Origin of the sequence: Stenotrophomonas sp. MMGLT7 (assembly GCF_021168555.1) — a bacterium.
Taxonomy (GTDB): domain Bacteria; phylum Pseudomonadota; class Gammaproteobacteria; order Xanthomonadales; family Xanthomonadaceae; genus MMGLT7.
The window spans coordinates 1-20844 of record NZ_JAJOZS010000026.1 but is presented as its reverse complement, the minus strand read 5'-3'; the positions used below and the strand labels follow the sequence as shown (position 1 = coordinate 20844).

General features: G+C 71.2%; 23 protein-coding genes. 11 read left to right on the top strand and 12 right to left on the bottom strand.

What is annotated here, in order from left to right; all coding sequences use genetic code 11:
• Window positions 1–176 precede the first annotated feature (176 nt).
• From LRX76_RS18355 to LRX76_RS18340, 4 genes are read left to right on the top strand one after another with little or no spacing between them, the layout of a single operon-like run.
• Window positions 177–1319, top strand: coding sequence for an efflux RND transporter periplasmic adaptor subunit (locus LRX76_RS18355; RefSeq protein WP_231807077.1), 1143 nt, complete (start codon window positions 177–179; stop codon window positions 1317–1319).
• A 4-nt stretch (window positions 1320–1323) separates the two neighbouring features.
• A complete protein-coding gene (locus tag LRX76_RS18350) occupies window positions 1324–4431 on the top strand; it encodes a CusA/CzcA family heavy metal efflux RND transporter (RefSeq protein WP_231807076.1) in 3108 nt (1035 codons plus the stop codon).
• Window positions 4428–4733 carry a DUF3240 family protein gene (locus LRX76_RS18345; RefSeq protein ID WP_231807075.1) on the top strand — a complete coding sequence of 102 codons (306 nt, stop codon included), beginning with the start codon at window positions 4428–4430 and terminating at the stop codon, window positions 4731–4733. Before LRX76_RS18350 ends, LRX76_RS18345 begins: the two co-directional genes overlap by 4 nt.
• Window positions 4730–6001, top strand: coding sequence for a TolC family protein (locus tag LRX76_RS18340; RefSeq protein WP_231807074.1), 1272 nt, complete (start codon window positions 4730–4732; stop codon window positions 5999–6001). The genes LRX76_RS18345 and LRX76_RS18340 overlap by 4 nt, the downstream gene beginning before the upstream one ends.
• Before the next feature lie 619 nt (window positions 6002–6620).
• Here the strand turns inward: LRX76_RS18340 and LRX76_RS18335 are convergent.
• From LRX76_RS18335 to LRX76_RS18315, 5 genes are all read right to left on the bottom strand, one after another.
• Window positions 6621–7097, bottom strand: coding sequence for a hypothetical protein (locus LRX76_RS18335; protein WP_231807073.1), 477 nt, complete (start codon window positions 7095–7097; stop codon window positions 6621–6623).
• Window positions 7098–7200: 103 nt separating this feature from the next.
• Window positions 7201–7461: a cell division topological specificity factor MinE gene (gene minE, locus LRX76_RS18330; protein ID WP_231807072.1), complete on the bottom strand. Its 261-nt coding sequence runs from the start codon at window positions 7459–7461 to the stop codon at window positions 7201–7203.
• Between the two features lie 2 nt (window positions 7462–7463).
• A complete protein-coding gene (gene minD / locus LRX76_RS18325) occupies window positions 7464–8273 on the bottom strand; it encodes a septum site-determining protein MinD (protein ID WP_231807071.1) in 810 nt (269 codons plus the stop codon).
• A 40-nt stretch (window positions 8274–8313) separates the two neighbouring features.
• Complete coding sequence (gene minC, locus LRX76_RS18320; protein WP_231807079.1) at window positions 8314–9072, bottom strand: septum site-determining protein MinC; 759 nt, start codon at window positions 9070–9072, stop codon at window positions 8314–8316.
• The gene (locus LRX76_RS18315; protein WP_231807070.1) at window positions 9069–9665 is read right to left on the bottom strand and encodes a GNAT family N-acetyltransferase; all 597 of its coding nucleotides are present in this window, start codon (window positions 9663–9665) and stop codon (window positions 9069–9071) included. The genes minC and LRX76_RS18315 overlap by 4 nt, the downstream gene beginning before the upstream one ends.
• Before the next feature lie 136 nt (window positions 9666–9801).
• On the opposite strand from LRX76_RS18315, the gene LRX76_RS18310 reads away from it, so the two are divergent.
• The 6 genes from LRX76_RS18310 (at window position 9802) to LRX76_RS18285 (ending at window position 15351) form a co-directional block, all read left to right on the top strand.
• The gene (locus tag LRX76_RS18310) at window positions 9802–10986 is read left to right on the top strand and encodes a sensor histidine kinase (RefSeq protein WP_231807069.1); all 1185 of its coding nucleotides are present in this window, start codon (window positions 9802–9804) and stop codon (window positions 10984–10986) included.
• Window positions 10986–11627, top strand: a complete 642-nt coding sequence (locus LRX76_RS18305; protein WP_231807068.1) for a response regulator transcription factor — start codon at window positions 10986–10988, stop codon at window positions 11625–11627. Before LRX76_RS18310 ends, LRX76_RS18305 begins: the two co-directional genes overlap by 1 nt.
• Window positions 11628–11862: 235 nt before the next feature.
• Entirely contained in the window at window positions 11863–12939 is a 1077-nt protein-coding gene (locus LRX76_RS18300) for an SRPBCC family protein (protein ID WP_231807067.1), read from the top strand.
• A gap of 106 nt (window positions 12940–13045) precedes the next feature.
• Window positions 13046–13417, top strand: coding sequence for a DUF423 domain-containing protein (locus LRX76_RS18295; protein ID WP_231807066.1), 372 nt, complete (start codon window positions 13046–13048; stop codon window positions 13415–13417).
• Between the two features lie 6 nt (window positions 13418–13423).
• Window positions 13424–14098, top strand: a complete 675-nt coding sequence (locus LRX76_RS18290) for a DNA-3-methyladenine glycosylase (protein ID WP_231807065.1) — start codon at window positions 13424–13426, stop codon at window positions 14096–14098.
• Between the two features lie 71 nt (window positions 14099–14169).
• On the top strand, window positions 14170–15351 hold the full coding sequence (locus LRX76_RS18285; RefSeq protein WP_231807064.1) for an MFS transporter: 1182 nt from the start codon (window positions 14170–14172) through the stop codon (window positions 15349–15351).
• Between the two features lie 335 nt (window positions 15352–15686).
• On the opposite strand, the gene LRX76_RS18280 is transcribed toward LRX76_RS18285, so the two are convergent.
• Genes LRX76_RS18280 through LRX76_RS18250 form a run of 7 tightly spaced genes read right to left on the bottom strand, consistent with a single transcriptional unit; the run spans window position 15687 to window position 19378 of the window.
• Window positions 15687–16493 (bottom strand): D-alanyl-D-alanine carboxypeptidase family protein, encoded by an 807-nt coding sequence (locus LRX76_RS18280; RefSeq protein ID WP_231807063.1) that lies wholly within the window; start codon window positions 16491–16493, stop codon window positions 15687–15689.
• A gap of 9 nt (window positions 16494–16502) precedes the next feature.
• Window positions 16503–17006 carry a PH domain-containing protein gene (locus LRX76_RS18275; RefSeq protein WP_231807078.1) on the bottom strand — a complete coding sequence of 168 codons (504 nt, stop codon included), beginning with the start codon at window positions 17004–17006 and terminating at the stop codon, window positions 16503–16505.
• 41 nt (window positions 17007–17047) lie between these two features.
• Window positions 17048–17866: a CPBP family intramembrane glutamic endopeptidase gene (locus tag LRX76_RS18270; RefSeq protein WP_231807062.1), complete on the bottom strand. Its 819-nt coding sequence runs from the start codon at window positions 17864–17866 to the stop codon at window positions 17048–17050.
• 1 nt (window position 17867) lies between these two features.
• Window positions 17868–18044: a DUF4177 domain-containing protein gene (locus LRX76_RS18265; protein WP_231807061.1), complete on the bottom strand. Its 177-nt coding sequence runs from the start codon at window positions 18042–18044 to the stop codon at window positions 17868–17870.
• Window positions 18041–18217, bottom strand: coding sequence for an Arc family DNA binding domain-containing protein (locus tag LRX76_RS18260; RefSeq protein ID WP_231807060.1), 177 nt, complete (start codon window positions 18215–18217; stop codon window positions 18041–18043). The genes LRX76_RS18265 and LRX76_RS18260 overlap by 4 nt, the downstream gene beginning before the upstream one ends.
• Window positions 18214–18495 (bottom strand): hypothetical protein, encoded by a 282-nt coding sequence (locus LRX76_RS18255; RefSeq protein WP_231807059.1) that lies wholly within the window; start codon window positions 18493–18495, stop codon window positions 18214–18216. The genes LRX76_RS18260 and LRX76_RS18255 overlap by 4 nt, the downstream gene beginning before the upstream one ends.
• A gap of 4 nt (window positions 18496–18499) precedes the next feature.
• Window positions 18500–19378 carry an SPFH domain-containing protein gene (locus tag LRX76_RS18250; RefSeq protein WP_231807058.1) on the bottom strand — a complete coding sequence of 293 codons (879 nt, stop codon included), beginning with the start codon at window positions 19376–19378 and terminating at the stop codon, window positions 18500–18502.
• A gap of 118 nt (window positions 19379–19496) precedes the next feature.
• On the opposite strand from LRX76_RS18250, the gene purT reads away from it, so the two are divergent.
• On the top strand, window positions 19497–20681 hold the full coding sequence (gene purT, locus LRX76_RS18245) for a formate-dependent phosphoribosylglycinamide formyltransferase (protein WP_231807057.1): 1185 nt from the start codon (window positions 19497–19499) through the stop codon (window positions 20679–20681).
• Window positions 20682–20844: the final 163 nt, after the last annotated feature.

Sequence of the window (20844 nt, the reverse complement as noted above, 5' to 3'; positions counted from 1 at the left end):
ATCGGGCCTTGCCGGGAAGGCCCGATCGCGACTGAAGTCGCTCCTACGCGCATTCCTACGGGCGATCTCCCGGAACGCGTCCGCGGTCGGCGGTCTGCTGCAGCGCGCCAAAGCTTGCCCAAAGCTTGGCGCGGCATCCTGACGCACCCCAGGTCGCGATCAGGAATCCCTTGCCGATGGCTGCTTCGACGCTTTCCTCCCACCGCCTGCGCTGGCTCGCCGCCGCCGCGGCGGTGCTCGTGGCCGTGCTGGCGTGGTGGCTGTGGCCATCGGCGCCGCAGGACGCACCGGCCGAGGCCGCGCCGGTGGCGGCAGCCGACGGCAGCATCGAACTGAGCGAGCAGCAGCTGCGCGCCCAGGGCATCGCCGGCGAAGCGGTCGCCGCGGCCACCAGCATCCCCCTGCCCGGGCTGCCGGCGCAGGCGGCCGCGCCGCTGGATGCCAGCGCGCGGGTGACGGTGCCGTATGCCGGCGTGGTCACCCGCATCCTGGTCGACGAGGGCGCCAGCGTGCGCCGCGGCCAGCCGCTGGCGTGGATCCAGGGCCGCGACCTGCTGCAGGCGCAGGCCGAGCTGGCGCAGGCGCGCAGCGAGGCCACGGCCGCCTCGCTGCAGGCGCAGCGCGACCGCATCCTGCTGTCCGAAGGCATCATCGCCGCCGCACGCGAGGAACAGAGCCGCGCCCGTGCCGCCGCCGCCGAGGGCGTGCGCCGCCAGGCCGAGGGCGCGCTGTCGCAGCTGCGCATGGCCGAGGGCGGGCAGCCCGGCGAGTACGAGCTGCTGGCGCCGATGGGCGGCCGCATCCTGCGCCGCGCGATCCAGCCCGGGCAGGCGATGGCGGCGCTGGAGGAGGCCTTCGTGGTCGCCGAGCCGGGGCCGATCGACATCAACTTCTCCGCCCCGGTGCGGGTGCGCGCGGCACTGGCGCCGGGCCTGGAAGTGGCCTTGCCCGATGGCGCCCGCGCCACGGTGGTCGCGGTCGGCGCCGATACCGACCCGGCCAGCCAGAGCCTGCGCGTGCGCGCCCAGGTGGCCGCCGATGCCGGTTATGTCGCCGGCCAGCAGTTCGACGTGACCCTGCAGCTGCCCGCCCCGCCGGACAGCCTGGCGGTGCCGACCGCGGCGCTGCTGCCGGCCGGCGAGGGCCACGTGCTGTACCGCATCGACGGCCGCAGGATCGGCCGGGTGCCGGTGCAGGCGCTGCTCGGCGGCGATCGCGACACCAGCATCGTCCTCGCCCCCGGGCTGGCGCCCGGCGCGCAGGTGGTCACCCGCGGCACGGCGATGCTCAAGTCGTTGATCCCGGCGGCGGCGGAGTAGGCCGATGCTCGCGCGCCTGATCGATTTCTCGCTGCGCCAGCGCGTGCTGGTGCTGCTGGCCGCCGTCGCCCTGGCCGGCGCCGGCGCGGCGGCGTTCCTGCGCCTGCCCATCGACGCCTATCCGGATATCTCGCCGACCCAGGTCAAGCTGATCCTCAAGGCCCCCGGCATGACCCCGGAGGAGGTCGAGGCGCGCGTGATCGCGCCGCTGGAGATGGAACTGCTGGGCGTGCCGCAGGGGGTGATGCTGCGCTCCACCGCCAAGTACGCCATCGCCGACATCACCCTCGACTTCGCCGAGGGCACCGACATCTACTGGGCGCGGCAGCAGGTGGCCGAGCGCTACGGCAGCGTCGCCCCGGACCTGCCCGGCGACGTCGACGGCGGCCTGGCGCCGATCTCCACGCCGCTGTCGGACGTGTACATGTTCACCATCGAGGGCGGCGGGCTGACCCTGACCGAGCGCCGCAGCCTGCTCGACTGGACCCTGCGCCCGGCGCTGCGCACGCTGCCCGGCGTGGCCGACGTCAACGTGCTGGGCGGGCACGTGCGCAGTTTCGCGGTCATCCCCGACCGCGCGCGGCTGTCGGCCGCCGGCCTGCACTTCCGCGACGTGGTCGATGCGCTGGAGCGCAACAACCGCAACGACGGCGCCGGCCGCCTGGAGGCCGGCGAGGAGGCGCTGATCGTGCGCACCGAGGGCGCGATCGCCACGCTCGGCGACATCTCCTCCATCGTGGTGCGGCCGGGCGCGGCGCCGGTACGCATCGGCGACGTCGCCGAGGTCCGCACCGATGCCATGACCCGCTACGGCGCGGTCAGCCGCGACGGCGTCGGCGAGGCGGTGCAGGGCATCGTGGTGGCGCTGCGCGGCGCCGATGCCTCGGCGCTGGTCGAGTCGATCCGCAGCCGCCTGGACGAGCTGGCGCCGAGCCTGCCGCCGGGGGTGAAGATCGTGCCGTTCTACGACCGCAGCGTGCTGATCGAGCGGGCGGTGAGCACGGTCGAGCGCGCGCTGCTGGAGGCCACGGTGCTGGTGGTGCTGCTGCTGCTGCTGTTCCTCGGCGAACTGCGCGCGGCGCTGGTGGTGGCGCTGATGCTGCCGTTCGCGGCGCTGTACACCTTCCTGCTGATGCAGCTCACCGGCATGAGCGCCAACCTGATGAGCCTGGGCGGCCTGGCGATCGCCATCGGCATGCTGGTCGATGCGGCGGTGGTGGTGGTCGAGAACGCGGTCAGCCGGCTGGCGCCGGATGCGCCCGGCGCGCACCTGCCGCGGCTGCACCGGGTGTTCGCCGCCGCGCGCGAGGTCGCCACGCCGGTGGCCGCCGGCATCCTGATCATCTGCCTGACCTTCATGCCGCTGCTGACCCTGCAGGGACTGGAAGGCAAGCTGTTCGCCCCGGTCGCGATGACCATGGTGTTCGCGCTGGGCGCCTCGCTGCTGCTGTCGCTGACGGTGGTGCCGGTGCTGGCCTCGCTGTTGCTGAAGGAGCGCGCGCATGGCGAGCCCTGGCTGATGCGCAAGCTGGACCGGCTGTACCGGCCGCTGCTCGACGGCGCGCTGGCGCATCCGGCCCGCGTCGTGGTCGCCGCCTGCCTGGCGCTGGTACTCGGCGTGGCCGCCTACCTGGCCACCGGCAAGGCCTTCATGCCGACCATGGACGAGGGCGACATCCTGCTGCAGACGCAGAAGCCGGCCTCGATGAGCCTGCAGCGCTCGCTGGAGCTCGACCTGGCGATAGAGCGGGCGATCGCCGAGCAGGTGCCGGAAGTGCGGCACAGCATCGGCCGGGTCGGCTCGGACGAACTCGGGCTCGATCCCATGGGCCCGAACGAGACCGACCTGTTCATGGAGCTGGCGCCGCGCTCGCAGTGGCGCGTGGCCGACAAGGACTGGCTGACGGCGCAGATCCGCAAGGTGATGGACGATTTCCCCGGCATCGAGTTCGGCTTCACCCAGCCGATCGAGATGCGGGTGTCGGAGATGCTCACCGGCAGCCGCGGCGACGTGGCGGTCAAGCTGTTCGGCCCGGACCTGGACGCGCTGGGCGAACTGGGCGGGCGCATCGCCGCGGCCATCGAGAAGGTGCCCGGCGCGCAGGACGTGCTGACCCAGGCCGGCGACAACGTCCAGTACCTGCAGGTCCGGATCGACGCCCAGGCCGCCGGCCGCGCCGGGCTGGCGATCGCCGACGTTCAGGACGAACTGCGCGCACAGCTGGAAGGCGTGCCCGCCGGCACCGTCATCGAGCCGGACCGGCGCACGCCGATCCTGGTCCGCGGCGACGCGCAGGTGCGCGGTTCCAGCGGCCGCTTCGAACAACTGCAGCTGGCGCGCGGCGACGACAGCGGCCAGGTGCCGCTGAACGTGCTGGCGCGCGTCGCCCCGACCGACGGGCCGGTGCAGGTGCGGCGCGAGAACGGCTCGCGCTTCGCGCTGATCCAGTCCAACGTGTCCGGCCGCGACCTGGTCGGGTTCGTCGAGGAGGCGCGCGCGGCGGTCGCGCGCGACGTGCCGCTGCCGCCGGGCTACCGCCTGGTCTGGGGCGGCCAGTTCGAGAACCAGCAGCGCGCGGCCGCGCGCCTGGGGCTGGTGGTGCCGGCCGCGCTCGGGCTGATCTTCGTGGTGCTGTTCACCACCTTCGGCTCGGTGCGGCAGGCGCTGCTGATCCTGGGCAACGTGCCGTTCGCGATGGTCGGCGGCATCCTCGCGCTGTGGCTGTCCGGGCAGTACCTGTCGGTGCCGGCCTCGGTCGGCTTCATCGCCCTGCTCGGCATCGCCGTGCTCAACGGACTGGTGCTGGTATCGCACTTCAACCAGCTGCACGCGCTGGGCCATCCGCTCGAGCACGTGGTGCGCGAGGGCGCGCTGCGACGGCTGCGGCCGGTGCTGATGACCGCCACCATCACCGCCTTCGGCCTGGTGCCGCTGCTGCTGGCCAGCGGCCCGGGCTCGGAGATCCAGCGGCCGCTGGCGATCGTGGTGATCGGCGGGCTGGTCAGCTCGACCGCGCTGACCCTGCTGCTGCTGCCGGTGCTGTACCGCCGCTACGGCCAGCCGCCGCGACCGGCGGCGCTTTCCGCTTCCCCCGCGAGGACCGGCGCATGAGCGAATTCGTGCGGTTGAACCTGATCTTTCCCCCCGGCCTGGAGGACGCGGTGACCGAGGCGCTGGTCTCCGACCCGGCGATGCCCGGCTTCACCCTGTTCCACGCCGAGGGCCACACCAGCGACTTCGCCCGCGCCTCCGTCGCCGAGCAGGTGCGCGGCCGCGTCGAACGGCGCGTGCTGTGGGTGATGATCGAGCGCGAGCGCCTGCAGCAACTGCTGGCGACGCTGCGCCGCGAGGTCGCCTCCACCGACGTGCGCTGGTGGACCGAGGCGGTGTGCAGCCACGGGAGGCTGGCATGAGCCGACGCGGTCTTCGCCGCTGCCTGCTGCTGGCGGCGCTGTCGCCGCTGGCCGCGGCGGCGCAGGAAAGCGCCTACCTGCCGCCGCAGGAGCTGATCGCCCGGGTCCTGGCCGCGCAGCCGCAGGTGCGCGCCGCCGCGTCCCGGGCCGACGCGGCGCGGGCCGATGCCCGCGCCCGCGCCGTGGGCAGCTACGAGTACGAGGCCAGCGTGATCCCGCAGCGGCGCAGCACCGATGCCGGCGACGACTATTCGGAATGGGAAGCGCAGGTCGGTCGCCGCATCCGCCTGCCCGGCAAGGCGCGGCTGGACCGCGAGATCGGCGATCGCGGCATCGCCGCCGCCGAGCTGCGCCTGGCCGATGCCGAACACCTGGCCGCGCGCCGGCTGCTGGCGGCGTGGATGGGCTGGCTGCGCAGTGCCCATGCCGCCACCGAGACGGCGCAGCAGCAGGCGCTGCTGGCCCGCGAGCGCGACGCGCTGGCGCGGCGGGTGCAACTCGGCGACGCCGCCCAGCGCGAGCTGGACCTGTTCGAGGCCGAAAGCGCGCAGGCCCAGGCGCAGGCGCTGGCCGCGCAGGCCGAGGCCGAGGCGGCGCGGCAGCGCCTGGCCAGCGGCTTCCCGCAACTGCCGCTGCCGCAGCGCCTGCCCGCGCTGCCGGACCCGGCGCCGCTGCCGGGCGGAGCCGAGCCCTGGCGCCAGCGCATCGTCGAGCGCAACCACGAGATCGGCATCGCCGGCGAGGAGGCCGCGCGGCAGGCGCTGGCCGCCGACCGCGCGCACGCCGACCGCCGTCCCGATCCGAGCATCGGCGTGCGGGTGATGAACGAGCGCGGCGGCGAGGAACGAGCGGTCGGGCTGGTACTGAGCGTGCCGCTCGGACTGCGCCATCGCAGCGCGCTGGCCGCCAGCGAGTCGGCGCAGGCGCAGGCGCTGCAGGCCGACGCGGCCGGCGTGCGCCGTACGATCGAACAGGAGGCCTGGGCCGTCACCCAGGCGGCCGAGACCCGGCACACGCAATGGCAGGCCCGGCGTGCGGCCCTGGTGGCGCAGACGGCGGCGGCCACGCGCAGTCGCCGTGCCTGGGAGCTGGGCGAGATCGGCCTGGGCGAGTACCTGCTGGCCCAGCGCGGCGAGCTGCAGGCGCGCCTGGCCGAGTCGCAGGCCCGCATCGATGCACTGGAGGCGGCGCTGCAGGTGCGCGTGGACAGCCACGAACTGTGGCACCCGGAAACGCCGCAATCGCACGCCCAGGCCGGCATGCCGTAGTCGCATGGCGTCGATCGCGCCGTCGCACGCAGGACGCCGGCCTCGGCCCCTCACGCTTGCGTGCATCACCGCCGGAGGGCGCCGGACCGGGCGGCCATGCCCGGGTAGGCGCAGCGCACCCGGGAAGCGGGGGCGCGGAACCCCAAGCTGATGCCGCGGGTGACACCGGGCTTCGTCCAGTCCCCCGTGGACTCGGGAAGGGATTCCAGCAAAAGGAAGCTCTATCACGGCCGAGACGCTTCACCGCAGCCGAAGCGCTTTACGCCGTGTCGTAGGGTCGGCCTTGGCCCACCGCGACGGAGCCTGCCGAGGCTATGGCGTCACGGGCCGGCGGCAGGCAAGACGAATTCAAGGCTCCGTTAGCGTACGGCCGGCGGTGCGAGCGCGGGCCAAGACCCGCCCCATGCCTTCGCAGGAGCAACGGTGCGGCGCCCCGGATGCCCTGCCGTTCGCGCTCTTTGCGAAGCGGGGAAAGGTCGGGGAGGGAGAGCCTTGCTGGCCTGGTGTGGATGCGACTGCGGGGGAACCGGGTGCCGGTTAAGCCTCATCGCCACCGAAGCCGCTCCCGGCTGCAGCGGTCGATGGCAGTCCCGTGCGTATCGAGGCTTTGGAGCGGCTCTCAGAGCAGCAGGTCGCGCTGCAGCAGCCACTCGCGGGCATTCTCCGCGTCCTGCTCGAACCATGCCTGGGTCGAGCCGAGCCGGTAGGTGTAGCCCCATGCATCCATGTCGGCCATCAGCCGCGCGCTGCCCACGCCGGGCAACTGCCCGGCCAGCACGATCTGCAGGTAGCAGGTGGCGTCCTCCTCGGGCACCGAGTCGGTGGCATCGGTGTGCACCGCCGCGCGCTTTTCCGGCGGCAGCACGATCAGGTGGCAGGCCTCGTGCAGCAGCGAGTGCACCGGGGTGTCGCCGCGGGCGTAGACGTTGCAGCCGATGATGCCGGCCTCCGGCTCGCCCCAGTAGCTGCCCGGAATGGCCTCGCCGTCCGCGACCCGGTGCAGCGCCAGGCCGTGGCGCTGCAGCAGCGCGGCGGCGGCCTGCCCGTCGATGTCGCGCAGGCAGAGGACGGCGGGGGCGGTGTCTGGGGACGTCATGATGCAGGGCCGGCGGCCATCGGGGCCGCGAATCCGTTGGAGGTGCGCCTGCACCGGGACGGGCCCGGGCAGGCAGTGCGGGCGGGACCGGCCCGCCGGCGCTTCAGGTCTGTTGCGGCCCTTCCGGCAGGGCCACCGAGATGTCCAGCACGTCGTTCTCGCCGTCCTTGGCCAGGTCCACCCTGACCGCGTCGGCATCGACGTTGACGTACTTCTTGATCACCTCGAGCAGCTCGCGCTGCAGCAGCGGCAGGTAGTCCGGGCCGCCGCGATGGCTGCGTTCCTGCGCGATGATGATCTGCAGGCGATTCTTGGCCGTCTCGGCGGTGGTTTTCTTGTTCTTGAGAAAATCCAGCAGTCCCATGCTTACCCTCCGAACAGCTTGCTGAAGAAGCCTTTCTTCTCCACGTTGGTGAAACGCATCGGGCGCTCTTCGCCCAGGATGCGACCTACGGCATCTTCATACGCCTGGCCGGCAGGGGATTCCGGGTCCAGGATCACCGGCTCGCCCTTGTTGGAGGCGTTGAGCACATCGCCCGACTCGGGGATCACGCCGATCGCCTTCAGCCCCAGCACCTCCTCCACGTCGGTGATGCTGAGCATCTCGCCGCCCTCCACGCGGCCCGGGCTGTAGCGGGTCAGCAGCAGGAACGCCTGCAGGTTCTGCCCGGACTCGGCCTTCTGGGTCTTGGAATCGAGCAGGCCGAGGATGCGGTCGGAGTCGCGCACCGAGGACACCTCGGGGTTGACCACCACCACCGCGCGGTCGGCGAAGTACATCGCCAGGAACGCGCCCTTCTCGATGCCGGCCGGGGAATCGCAGACGATGTAGTCGAAGCCGTCGGCGGCCAGGTCCTTGAGCACCTTCTCCACGCCTTCCTTGGTCAGCGCGTCCTTGTCGCGGGTCTGCGAGGCGGCCAGCACGAACAGGCTGTCGAAGCGCTTGTCCTTGATCAGCGCCTGCTTGAGCGTTGCCTCGCCATGGACGACGTTGACGAAGTCGTACACCACGCGGCGCTCGCAGCCCATGATCAGGTCCAGGTTGCGCAGGCCGACGTCGAAGTCGATGACCGCGACCTTCTTGCCGCGTCGCGCCAGCCCGCAGGCCAGGCTCGCGCTGGTGGTGGTCTTGCCGACGCCGCCCTTGCCGGAGGTGACTACGATTATTTCAGCCAAAGGACTTCTCCCGAAAAACGTTTCTTGTGGTTGGGCCGCGTCAGTCGAGCGCGGCGATTCTTATCTGGTCCTGCTCCAGCCAGATCTGCACGGCCTTGCCGCGCAGCTCCAGCGGAACATCGTCCAGTACCTTGTACTGGCCGGCAATGGCGACCAGCTCGGCGTGGAACTCGCGGCAGAAGATCCGCGCCTCGGCATTGCCCTGCGCGCCGGCCAGGGCGCGCCCGCGCAGGGTGCCATAGATATGGATGCTGCCGTCGGCGATCACCTCGGCGCCGGCGCCGACGGTTGCAAGTACGGTCAGGTCGCAGTTCTCCGCGTACAGCTGCTGGCCCGAGCGGACCGCGCTGCGCTGCATGCGCCCGGGCTTGGGCTTGGCGGCCGGCGCAGGCGGCGTGGCGGGGCGCGGCGGCTCGGCACGGGCGGGCGCCGGCGCCGCGGCGCCGCCGTCGATGCGCTCGTACTGGGCGCGGAACTTGGCCAGCAGCGGCAGGCCGAGCTGCTCGCCGAGCAGCTCGGTCTCGCGGGTGCCGTAGGCCAGCGCCACCGGCAGCACGCCGGCGGCCTGCAGGCCGTCGATCAGCGCCTGCGCGGTGGTGACGTCGGGCACCTGGCTCAGGCCGCCGAAGTCCACGATCACCGCCGCCCGCCCGAACAGCTTGGGCGCGCGGTTCACGCGGTCGCGCATCTCCTGCACCAGCCTGGCGACGTCGAGCGTGCGCACCCGCAGGTTGGCGATGCCCACCTGGCCGATCTTCAGTTCGCCGGCCTGTTCGAAATCCAGATTCGCCGACATCAGTGCGTCCCGGTCGGGCGCTGCGCGCGCGGCAGGTGGCGCGGATGGCCGACCCAGGGCAGGTCGGGGAGGTTGTCGCCGTAGGTGTCGTGCACCCACTGGTAGCTGCACATGTCCTTCATCAGCATGCAGGCGCGCACGTCCACGTCGGACATCACGTTCTGGCCGACCTCGCGGAAGCCGAAGCTGCCGTGGAACAGCAGCGCCGGGTCTGCGCCGTGGTCCAGGAACACCTCGCACGCCAGCTGCGGGTAGCGCAGCTCGGCATAGCTCTGCACGTCGGCATAGAAGGCGCGGCCGACGCCGCCGCCGCGGCGGCGGCTGGCGATCACGATGCGGTCGATGTAGAAGAACTGCGGATAGCGCTCGCGGAACCAGGCGAAGTTGCTGCTGTCGTGGTCGCTGTCGCTGCCGAAGCCGACCAGGAAGCCGGCCAGGTTGCCGTCGCGCTCGGCGACGCGGAAATACTCCGCCGACTCATAGAAGTAGCGGACCCTGGCCGCATCCAGCGGCAGGATGGCCAGGCCGGCGTTGTTGTTGAGTGCCAGGACGGAATCGAGCTCGTGCTCGCGCACGTCGCGGATGACGATCGACATTGTGACTCCGTGGGGTAGAACGGACGGCTGCAGGCAACCGTGCCGGCGATTATCGCATGGGTCGTGCGCCGCGGCGACCCGCGGCATGACTTCCGTGGGAGGGCGGCCGGCCGGCTTCGGCCATAAGATGCGATCCATGTTCGCCACCCTCAGCCATACCCGCGTCCTGCGCCTGGCCGGCCTGTTCACCTGGGCCGTGATCGCGATGCCGCTGCTCTACGTCTACTGGGAGCCGGCCGAGGCCGGCAATCTGCCCGCCACCGGCCTGTGGCCGCTGTTCATCTTCTACTTCGGCTTCGGCGCCTGCTACTTCTGGCTGACCCGCGGGCTGGACAGCGGCGGTCACGCGCGCTGGCTCGACCGCGCCATGCTGCTGGTGCTCACCGTCTGCGCGCTGGCGGTGAGCTACCTGCACGGCTCCGGGCTGGGCAGCATCCTGATGATGGTGGCCGCCGGGGTGATCCCGTGGCTGCTGCCGCTGCATGCCGGCGTGGCCTGGCTGCTGCTGAGCCAGCTGGCGGTGCTGCCGATGTACCGGCTGATGGGCTTCCCGCCGTTCGACGCGCTGATGCAGACGCTGCTGTACGGCGGCTTCTCGATGTTCGTGTTCGTCACCAGCCTGGTGGCGCGGCGCCAGACCGAGGCGCGCGAGGAGCAGCGCCGGCTCAATGCCGAGCTGCGCGCCACCCGCGCGCTGCTGGCCGAAAGCACGCGGGTCAACGAGCGCACCCGCATCTCGCGCGAGCTGCACGACCTGCTCGGCCACCACCTGACCGCGCTGAGCCTGAACCTGGAGGTCGCCAGCCACATCACCGAGGGCCAGGCCCAGGAACACGTGCGCCAGGCGCATGCGCTGGCGCGGCTGCTGCTGACCGACGTGCGCGAGGCGGTCAGCCAGCTGCGCGAGGGCGGCACCATCGACCTGTCGATGGTGCTGCGGCCGCTGGTGCCCAAGGTGCCGGGCCTGGACATCCAGCTGGAGATGGAGTCGCCGCTGACCGTGGACGATCCCGAGCGCGCGCACGTGCTGCTGCGCTGCACCCAGGAGATCATCACCAACACGGTGCGCCACGCCGCCGCGCGCCACCTGTGGATCCGGGTGTTCCGCGAGGACGACGGGGTGGTGATCGAGGCGCACGACGACGGCCGCGGCGCCGACGCCTTCGCCAGCGGCAACGGCCTGCGCGGCATGCGCGAGCGCCTGGGCCAGTACGACGGCCATCTGGACATACGCACCCAGCCGGGCGCAGGCTTCCGTCTGCGCCTGTCGATTCCCAGCGGCGTGCCGCTGCTGGCCGCCGTGCCCCAAGGAGTGTTGTGATGGTCCGAGTGTGCCTGGTCGACGACCAGACCCTGGTGCGGCAGGGCATCCGCTCGCTGCTGGCGCTGGACGACGGCATCGAGGTGGTGGCCGAGGCCGCCGACGGCCAGCAGGCGGTCGAGCAGATCCCGCAGGTCGGGCCGGACGTGGTGCTGATGGACATGCGCATGCCGGTGATGTCCGGACTGGAGGCGCTGCAGGTGCTCTCGCGCGCCGGCCAGCTGCCGCCGACCATCATCCTGACCACCTTCGACGACGACCAGCTGGTGCTGGCCGGGCTCAAGGCCGGCGCCAAGGGCTACCTGCTCAAGGACGTCTCGCTGGAGCAGCTGGTCGGGGCCATCCGCACCGTGGCCGGCGGCGGCTCGCTGGTGCAGCCGGCGGTCACCCAGCGGCTGCTGTCCGGGCTGGAGCACATGCGCAACGATTTCGTCAGCCTGGACCGGCCCGACCCGCTGACCGACCGCGAGACCGAGATCCTGCGGCTGATGGCCAGCGGCTTCTCCAACAAGGAGATCGCCAACTCGCTGGGCGTGGCCGAGGGCACCATCAAGAACCACGTCTCCAACATCCTGTCCAAGCTCGGCGTGCGCGACCGCACCCGGGCGGTGCTGAAGGCGTTCGAGCTGCAACTGGTCTGAATGGAGGAAATGCCTGGGCCTGCAGGCACTTGCCGGCTTCGGCAGGGCGTGCCGCGCAGCCCCGGAATCAGCTCGGCGGAAACCATTTCTTGATGCCAGGGCAAGGGCGGCGTAAAAAATATGCTGCAACCGCACATGGACGTGTAGATAGACTGAACTTCGTCCATGAAGCCTGCTAGGATGAAGGCTTCGCTTCACCTAACCCGGCCGTGGGATCGGCCCCGGAGACTGCTGAATGACCCGTATTATCGAGTTCCTGATCGCCTTGGGGATCGTCGCTGGCCTGTTTGTCGTAGTGGGGCTGGTGTTGCCATCGGAGCGGCATCTGACCGAAAGCATCGAGACCAATCGCCGGATGACGATTGTCTACGATACCGTTAACAGCCTGCGTCGCTTCAAGGACTGGAATCCGCTGGTACTGCGCGATCCCAAGATCCAGCTCAAGCTCTCCGGCCCGGACTCGGGCAAGGGCGCGCGCCTGGACTACAGTTCCGAGGAAGGCTACATCGGCAAGGGTAGCTGGACCATCACCGGTTCCGAGCCCAACAGCCGCGTGGACATCGCCATCGAGGACCCGACCAAGGGCCACGACAAGACCACCTCGTTCACCCTGCAGCCGACCGGCAGGAACAACCGCAACGTCAAGATCACCCAGGAATACAGCGTCAAGTACGGCTGGAACCTGCCGGGCCGCTATGCCGGCCTGTACGTGACCCGCCACGTCGGCGACGACCTCAAGCTGGGCCTGTCGCGCATGGCCAACATGCTCTCGGCGGTGCCGAACTTCGACTACCGCGCCGAGGGTGCGCCGCTGACCGATCTCAAGATCGTCGACGTGCCGGCCGAGAACCTGCTGACGGTCAACGCCGGCAATATCGACCGCAGCAACGAGACCATCGAGAAGTCCATCAAGGACAACCAGGAGTGGATCAAGCGCGTGATGGACGCCAACGGCCTGGAGCCGGCCGGTCCGGTACGCATCGTCACCACCGACTTCGGCGCCGAGAAGTACGCCTTCGACATCGCCCAGCCGGTGAAGAAGAAGGACGGCGGCGACGCCGCGGCCGAGCTGCAGGTCAACATCCCCGGCGGCGCCCCGGTGCAGTACGTGCACACCGAGCCGCGCCGTTCGGCATTCGCCTCCTACAGCGGGCACATGGCCGGCCTGGACGTGGCGCGCAACTCGCTGCGTGCATGGGCCACCACCAACGGCTACGACGTGGTCGACCGCCCCTACGAGTCGTGGAAGGGCGGAGTGGAGAAGGCCTTCACCCAGGACGGCAGCTACGACGTCTACTGGGCGATCAAGTGATCGCCCGGTGATATCGATGGGCTGATCGATCGATCCATGACGCGCCGCTCTGCGGCGCGTCTTCGTTTGGGCGCCTGCATGGCATGCGCACGGAGGGAAAACCACGATGCTCAATCTCGAACGCCGCCGCCGCCGCCCGTCGCTGCTGGCCTTCATCGGCGCGCTGCTGGCCGCGGCCGCGATCGGCCTTTCGGCCTATGCCGCCCACGGCGTCAGCGACGCGCTGGTGCAGTCGCGGCTGTCCACCGCGGCGATGTACGCCTTCGCCCATGGCGTGGCGCTGGCGGCGCTGGGGCCGCGGGCACAGGACATGCTGGGCCAGGTGGCGCTGTGGCTGCTGCTGCTGGGCACGGCGCTGTTCTCCGGCAGCCTGGTGGGCGGCGCGCTGTGGCACCTGTCCACGCAGCTGGCGCCGGTGGGCGGGGTGAGCCTGATGGCCGGCTGGGTGCTGTGGGCGCTGGACGCGCTGCGGCGGTAAGCGGCCGTGCCCTGGCATTGCCGCGGTTTCGATGTGCAGGCCGCCTACGACCATCTGGCCCGACGCGATCGCCGGCTGGCGGCATGGATGAAGCGTCTGGGGCCGCTGCCCGCTCCGCCGGGCTGGCGGCGGCCGTTCGACCCAGCCGATGCGCTGGCGCGCGCCATCCTCTTCCAGCAGCTCTCCGGCAAGGCCGCGGCGACCATCGTCGGCCGGGTGGAGGCGGCGATCGGCAGCGACCGGCTGCATGCCGACACCCTGGCCCGCATCGACGACGCGGCGCTGCGCGCCTGCGGCGTCTCCGGCAACAAGGCGCTGGCGCTGCGCGACCTGGCGCGGCGCGAGGCTGCCGGGGAGATCCCGAACCTGCGGCAGATGGCGCGCATGCACCATGACGACATCGTCGCCGCGCTGGTGCCGGTACGCGGCATCGGCCGCTGGACGGTGGAGATGATGCTGATGTTCCGGCTGGGCCGCCCCGACGTGCTGCCGGTCGACGACCTCGGCATACGCAAGGGCGCGCAGCGGGTGGACCGGCTCGCCGCCATGCCCGCGCCGCGCGAACTGGCCGCGCGCGGCGAGCGCTGGGGGCCGTATCGCACCTATGCCGGGCTGTACCTGTGGCGGATCGCCGATGCGGCGGCCGCCGCGTCGACCCCGACCCCGCGCTCGCAGGAGTAGGCGGCCCGTTTGACGATGCGTTGGCGCCGCGTTCGGCACACTGTCTTTCCCCCCTGTGCCGGCCAAGGCCGATGAATCCACGCTACTCGCTTCTTTCCCTGCTGCTGGGCGGACTGGCCCTGGGCATGACCGAGTTCATGCCGATGGGCCTGCTGCCGCAGATGGCGCAGGCGCTGCAGGTCACCATTCCGCAGGCAGGCCACCTGATCTCGGCCTACGCGATCGGGGTGGTGATCGGCGCGCCGGTGCTGGTGGGCCTGGGCGACGCCTTCCCGCCGCGCAAGGTGCTGGTGGCGTTGATGCTGATGTTCGCCATCTGCAACGCGCTGTTCGCGATCAGCCCGACCTACGAGCTGCTGTTCGTCACCCGCCTGTTCGCCGGGCTGCCGCACGGCGCCTTCTTCGGCCTGGGCGCGGTGGTGGCGACCCGCGTCGCCGGGCCTGGGCGCGGTGCCAGCGCGGTGGCGACGATGTTCGCCGGGCTCACCCTGGCCAACATCGTCGGCGTGCCGCTGGGCACCTGGCTGGGGCACGCCTCGCACTGGCGCGTGCCGTTCCTGCTGGTGGCCGCCGTCGCCGGCCTGACGGCCTGGGCGATCGTGCGCTGGATCCCCGAGCTGCCGATCAGCCGCGAGGGCGGCGTGCTGGCGGCGCTGCGCATGTTCGCGGTGCGCAAGCTGTGGCTGATCATCGGCATCTCCGCCATCGGCACCGGCGGCATCTACGCCTGGATCAGCTACATCGCGCCGCTGGTCACCGAGGTCACCGGCATCCCGAGCGCGGACATGTCCGGGGTGATGATGCTGGCCGGGCTGGGCATGGCGCTAGGCAACTGGCTGGGCGGGCAGATCGCCGACCGCACCTCGCCGCTGCGCGCGACCATGCTGATGATGCTGGCGATGGCGGCGACCTCGGTGGTGGTGGCGCTGTGCGCGCACTGGAAGGTGCCGACGCTGGTGCTGACCTTCGTCGCCGGCGCGGTGGCGTTCTCGATGCTGGCACCGCTGCAGATGGTGATGATCGAGCACGCGCCGGGCTCGCGCACGCTGGCATCGGCGATGATCCAGTCCACCTCCAACGTCGGCAACGCGCTCGGCGCCTACCTGGGCGGCGTCACCATCGCCGCCGGCTTCGGCATGGCTTCGCCGCTGTATGCGGGTGCGGCGCTGGCGCTGATCGGCGCAGGCCTTGCCTGGATACTGTTGCGAACCAGCCCGGTGCGGGCCGAGGCGGGTCCGCCGGCGGTGGACTGAAAACCCATGGCGTGGCTCCGCGCAGGAGCGACTTCGGTCGCGACCGAGCCTCGCCGGTACCGGAGCAACGTTGAGCGCGCGCAATCCAGGCCCCCGCCCATCGCGATGGGCGGGGGCTGGGAGTACGAGGCGAGGCCCTCGCGATGGCTGGATGCGCGAGGCTTCACCCGCACCCTCATCTGCGTCTTCGGGGCAGCTTTTCCCGAGGGGAGAAGGGGACTGACATTCGACACCAGTCTCCGATAGGCCGGTCGCGACTGAAGTCGCTCCTGCGGAGTTGCTGCTGGCGAGGGCAGGGCGCAGTGGTCGACCGGCGTCCCCGGGCGCGGTTGCGGTCAGCAGCCTTCGCCGCGGAAGCGCCAGTGCCACGGTTCGTAGACGATGCCGTGCGGGTTGTCGCGCGGGTAGCTCATGGCGAAGCCGAAGCGTGCGGCATGGGCGGCGAGCCAGGCGAAGGCGGCGCTGCGCTCGAACGACGCCTCGGCCGGCGGCTCGCCCGGGGTGCCGATGTCGAGTGCCTGGCCGCTGTGGTGCTCGCTGTAGCCGGGCGCGGCGTTGACCGCCAGTATCTGCGCCAGGACCTGCCCGCGCGCGAACTTGCGTTCGAAGATGCCGAGCTGGTAGTCGTGGCTGCGGTAGCCGGAAATGGCCTCCAGCACCACGCCGTCGGCCGCTGCCGCGCGGCGCATCGCCCGCCAGGCGCGGGCGCTGCCGGCGGTCAGCCACAGGGCGCGGCGGTAACGGTCGCGGCCGGCCCAGGCGAGCACGGAGGGCTCGGGTTCCAGTGGCAGGCCGGTTCGCGCGGCGTGGCCGTCGTCGACGCCGATCCGGCGCAGCCGCCGCTGCAGGCCGGCCAGCGGCAGCGGCACGGGATCTGGCAGGCTGCGGCGGTGCCGGGCGGCGAAGCTGTCGGCCGCGTCCAGGGCATCGTCCAGCCCCGCCTCGCGTGCCAGCCGCGGTACCAGCGGCAGCAGGCCCTCGGGCAGCAGCGCCGCCAGGTAGCGGCCGTCGCGCTTGCGCCGCAGCACCCAGGTGGCGCGGGCGAGTGCGCGGGCATCGGCATTGCTGCGCGCGCGCAGCGCAGGGGCGGGCCACAGCTCGATGGACGGCGTGTTGAGCATCAGGCGCGGCAGGGCTTGCATCCGTGCAGCTTAGCCCCGCCGATCGGCGACGGCCAGTTCGCGCAGGCGCGCGAGCAGCGCCTGCGGCTTCTCCGGGCTCAGCAGCAGACAGCGACCGTCGCGCTGCGGCAGGACCAGGACGCGTTCGCTGTCGGTCAGCAGGCAGAAGGCGCGCACGCCGTTGCGCAGGCGATAGTGGCCCGAGCGCAGGCCAGGCAGGCCATAGCCGTTGATCTTCAGCCGCGGCGCGAACTCGTCGTGCTCGGCCAGGTCGACGATGCGGGCGCGATCCAGGTCCAGCTCCCGAACCGCGATGCGACGGGTGTAGAACGTGGAGGCCACGCGCAGCCGGGTGCCGTCGATGGCGATGCGGCGTCGCCTCAAGGCCAGCGACAGCGCCGCCAGCAAGGCGGCGGCGACCAGCAGCGGGACCAGCCAGTTCGACGCCGACCCGGAGCGGTGCAACGGTACGACCAGGCCGGTGGCGACCACCAGCATCACGCCGAGCAGTACCGCCCATGCCAGCGGCTGCATGGGCGCCACGGCGAACTCCTGCCGATCGCGGGCGGCGGGCGTCATGGCAGTGCCCCCGACAGCAGCGGCGTGAGTGCATGCAGCACGACGTCGGCGGCGAAGTGCGCCAGCACCGCCATCTCCAGCCCGCGCTTCCAGTACAGCCAGCCGAACACCACGCCGGCCACGCCGTTGAGCAACAGCGTGCGCAGTACCACCAGCGCATCCAGGCCCCACACGTGGCCGGCCGCAGGCAGGTGGCCGATGCCGAACAGCAGCGCGGCGGTGACGATGGCCATCCAGTACACCCCCGGGCGCGGCTGGCGCCGCTGCACGCGTGCGACGATCCACAGCAGCAGCGTCATCAGGAACAGCCGCAGCTGCAGTTCCTCGACGATGCCGCCGTAGAAGGAGGCCAGCAGGCCGTTGAGCGCGGAGGCGCCGCTGCCCAGCTCCTGCGGCGGATGCACCGGCTCGGGCAGCAGCGGGTCGACCAGCAGCGACAGCGCGATCACCGCCAGCGCGGTGACCACGCCCAGTCCCAGCGACCGCCAGGGCCGCAGCGTCTCCAGGTCGGCAGGCGGTGCGGACCCGAGCCAGCCGCGCAGCAGCGGGCTGCCGAGGTGCAGGCGATGGCCCATGCGCAGGCCGAGCAGCGCCAGCACCCCGCACAGCAGCGTGGACTGCAATCCCTGCAGCAATGCGAGGGCGGGCAGCGACAGTGACAGCCGCGCGAAGCGTCCGGGCATCATCTGCACCAGGTACGGCAGCACGGCCGCGGCGGCCAGGCCGGCCAGCATCGCCCAGACGACGGAAATCCTCAGGTCGGTGCGCCAGGGCGCGGTGCCGGCGGTGCCCGGGGCGGAAGCCGGAAGCGTCATGTCAGCCTTCCTTCTTCAGGACCAGGATGGCCGGCGAAATCTGCGACGGCACGATCATGTTGACCAGCTCCCAGCCGAGCCTGCCCTGCTTGTCCAGCTCGGCCTGGATGTCCTCGATCCTGAGGCCGCGGAAGCTGGGCTTGATCTCGACGGTCAGGTAGCTCCAGCGCTTGCTCATTTCCTGTCTCCCTTTTCGTCCGGCTTCGGCAGCCGGCCAGCCTTGCGCAGCGCGTCGCGCAGCACGTACTCGATCTGCGCGTTGAGGCTGCGCAGCTCGTCGTCGGCCCAGCGCTGCGCCGCCGCCAGCACCTCGGCATTGATGCGCAGCGGATAGGCCTTCTTCTCGCTCATCCTCGTCCCCGCGGCCTGGCGCGGCGGATATGCAGCACCATCGACAGCAGCAGCGCGTTCACCGTTGCCAGCAGGACGATGGCGACCGCGTAGACGTGCGCGCGGCTGTCGCCGGCCCAGTACAGCGCGGCCGCGCCCAGGAACATCGACAGCGCGATCAGCGCCCAGCGCAGCCCGATGCCGCGCGCATGCGCATCGCCGGCGCGTCCGCTCCACACGGCGACGGCCAGCGCCGGCATTCCGGACAGGGCGAGGATCAGCGGAGCCAGCGCACTCATCACGTCAGTACAGCGAGCCGGCGTTGACGATCGGCTGGGTGCCGCGGTCGCCGCACAGCACCACCAGCAGGTTGCTGACCATGTGCGCCTTGCGCTCCTCGTCCAGCTCGACCACGCCGTTCTTCTGCAGCTCGGCCAGCGCCATCTCGACCATGCCCACGGCGCCGGCGACGATGCGCGTTCGCGCGGCGATCACCGCGTTGGCCTGCTGCCGCTGCAGCATCGCCTGGGCGATCTCCGGGGCATAGGCCAGGTGGCTGATGCGCGCCTCGATCACCGCCACTCCGGCGGTGCCCAGGCGCTCGGCGATCTGCTGCTGCAGGTGCTCGGAGATCTCCTGCGGATGGCTGCGCAGGGCGATCTGGCCGTCGTCGTGCTGGTCGTAGGGGTAGCTGGAGGCCATCGAGCGCAGCGCCGCCTCGGACTGGATGTGCACGAAGCTCTCGTAGTCGTCGACGTTGTAGACCGCCTCGGAGGCGTCCACCACCTGCCACACGATCACCGCGGCGATCTCGATCGGGCTGCCGTCCAGCTCGTTGACCTTGAGCTTGCCGCTCTCGAAGTTGCGCACCCGCAGGCTGACCTTCTTCTTGGAATAGAAGGGGCTGTTCCAGCGCAGGCCGTTGTCCTTGACCGTGCCCACGTACTTGCCGAACAGGCTCAGCACTGCCGCCTGGTTGGGCTGCACCGTGTACAGGCCGGCCAGGCAGAAGATGCCGAGCGTGGCCACGACGATGGCGACGACGACAATGCCGGCGAACAGGGACGATCCCGGCTGGCGTGCGGCCACGCTCACCAGCGCCCAGACCACGAGCGCGAAGGCGGCGGTGACGACGGCGACGAGCGGGATTCCGGACAGCGAGCCGAGCGGCTTTTCTTTCATGGCGGGTCTCCAGGGGTTGAATTGGAAGATATCAAATTGATATCACAATGCAAGGGAGAGGCCGGGCATGTCGGGTGGGCGGCTAGAATTGCCGCCCCGCCACTTTCCAGAGACCGCCATGACCTGCCTCGGTACCCCGCTGACTCCCGATGCCACCCGTGTGCTGCTGCTGGGATCGGGCGAACTGGGCAAGGAAGTGGCGATCGAACTGCAGCGCTTCGGCGTGGAGGTGATCGCCGCCGACCGCTATGCCGACGCGCCGGCGATGCAGGTCGCGCACCGCTCGCACGTGCTGGACATGCTCGACCCGGTGGCGCTGCGCGCGCTGATCGAGCGCGAGCGCCCGCACCTGGTGGTGCCGGAGATCGAGGCGATCCACACCGAGACGCTGGTGGAACTGGAGCGCGAAGGGCTGGCGGTGATCCCGACCGCGCGCGCCGCGCGCCTGACCATGGACCGCGAGGGCATCCGCCGGCTCGCGGCCGAGACGCTGGAGCTGCCGACCTCGCCGTATCGTTTCGTCGATACCGAGGCCGAGTACCACGCCGCGGTGGCCGCGATCGGCCTGCCGTGCGTGGTCAAGCCGGTGATGTCCTCCTCGGGCAAGGGCCAGAGCACGCTGCGCGAGGCGGCCGACATTGCCCCGGCATGGGCGTACGCGCAGACCGGCGGCCGTGCCGGGGCGGGGCGCTGCATCGTCGAGGGCTTCATCGACTTCGACTACGAGATCACCCTGCTCACGGTGCGCCACGCCGGCGGCACCTCGTTCTGCGACCCGATCGGGCACTGGCAGAAGGACGGCGACTACCGCGAGAGCTGGCAGCCGCAGCCGATGTCGGCGCTGGCGCTGGAGCGGGCGCAGGCGATCGCGCGGGCGATCACCGACGACCTGGGCGGGCGCGGGCTGTTCGGGGTGGAACTGTTCGTCAAGGGCGACGAGGTGTGGTTCTCCGAGGTGTCGCCGCGGCCTCACGACACCGGCCTGGTGACGCTGGTGTCGCAGGAACTGAGCGAGTTCGCGCTGCATGCGCGTGCGATCCTGGGCTTGCCGATCCCGACGATCCGCCACCTCGGCCCGTCCGCTTCGTGCGCGCTGCTGGCGCGTGGCGACGGGGTGCCGTTCTTCAGTGGCGTGGAGGCGGCGCTGCAGGCGCCGGACACGGCACTGCGGCTTTTCGGCAAGCCGGAGGTGCATGGACAGCGGCGGGTGGGCGTGACGTTGGCGCGTGGCGAGAGTGTCGATGCGGCCAGGGCCGCCGCGCGCGAGGCAGCCGCGGCGATCGGAATAGAGCTGCGGCAATAGGCAAGATGCCCGCCGTACAAACTTTTGTTACTTTCGCGCCATAAAGTTGACGCGCCCGGTGTTGATTGCAACGGGCTGCAGGGACAAGGAGCGGTAGTACATGAAGGAGAGCATGCGCGCGGCCCTGGGTGTGCTGGCCGGCCTGGAGCAGCAGACGCGGCTG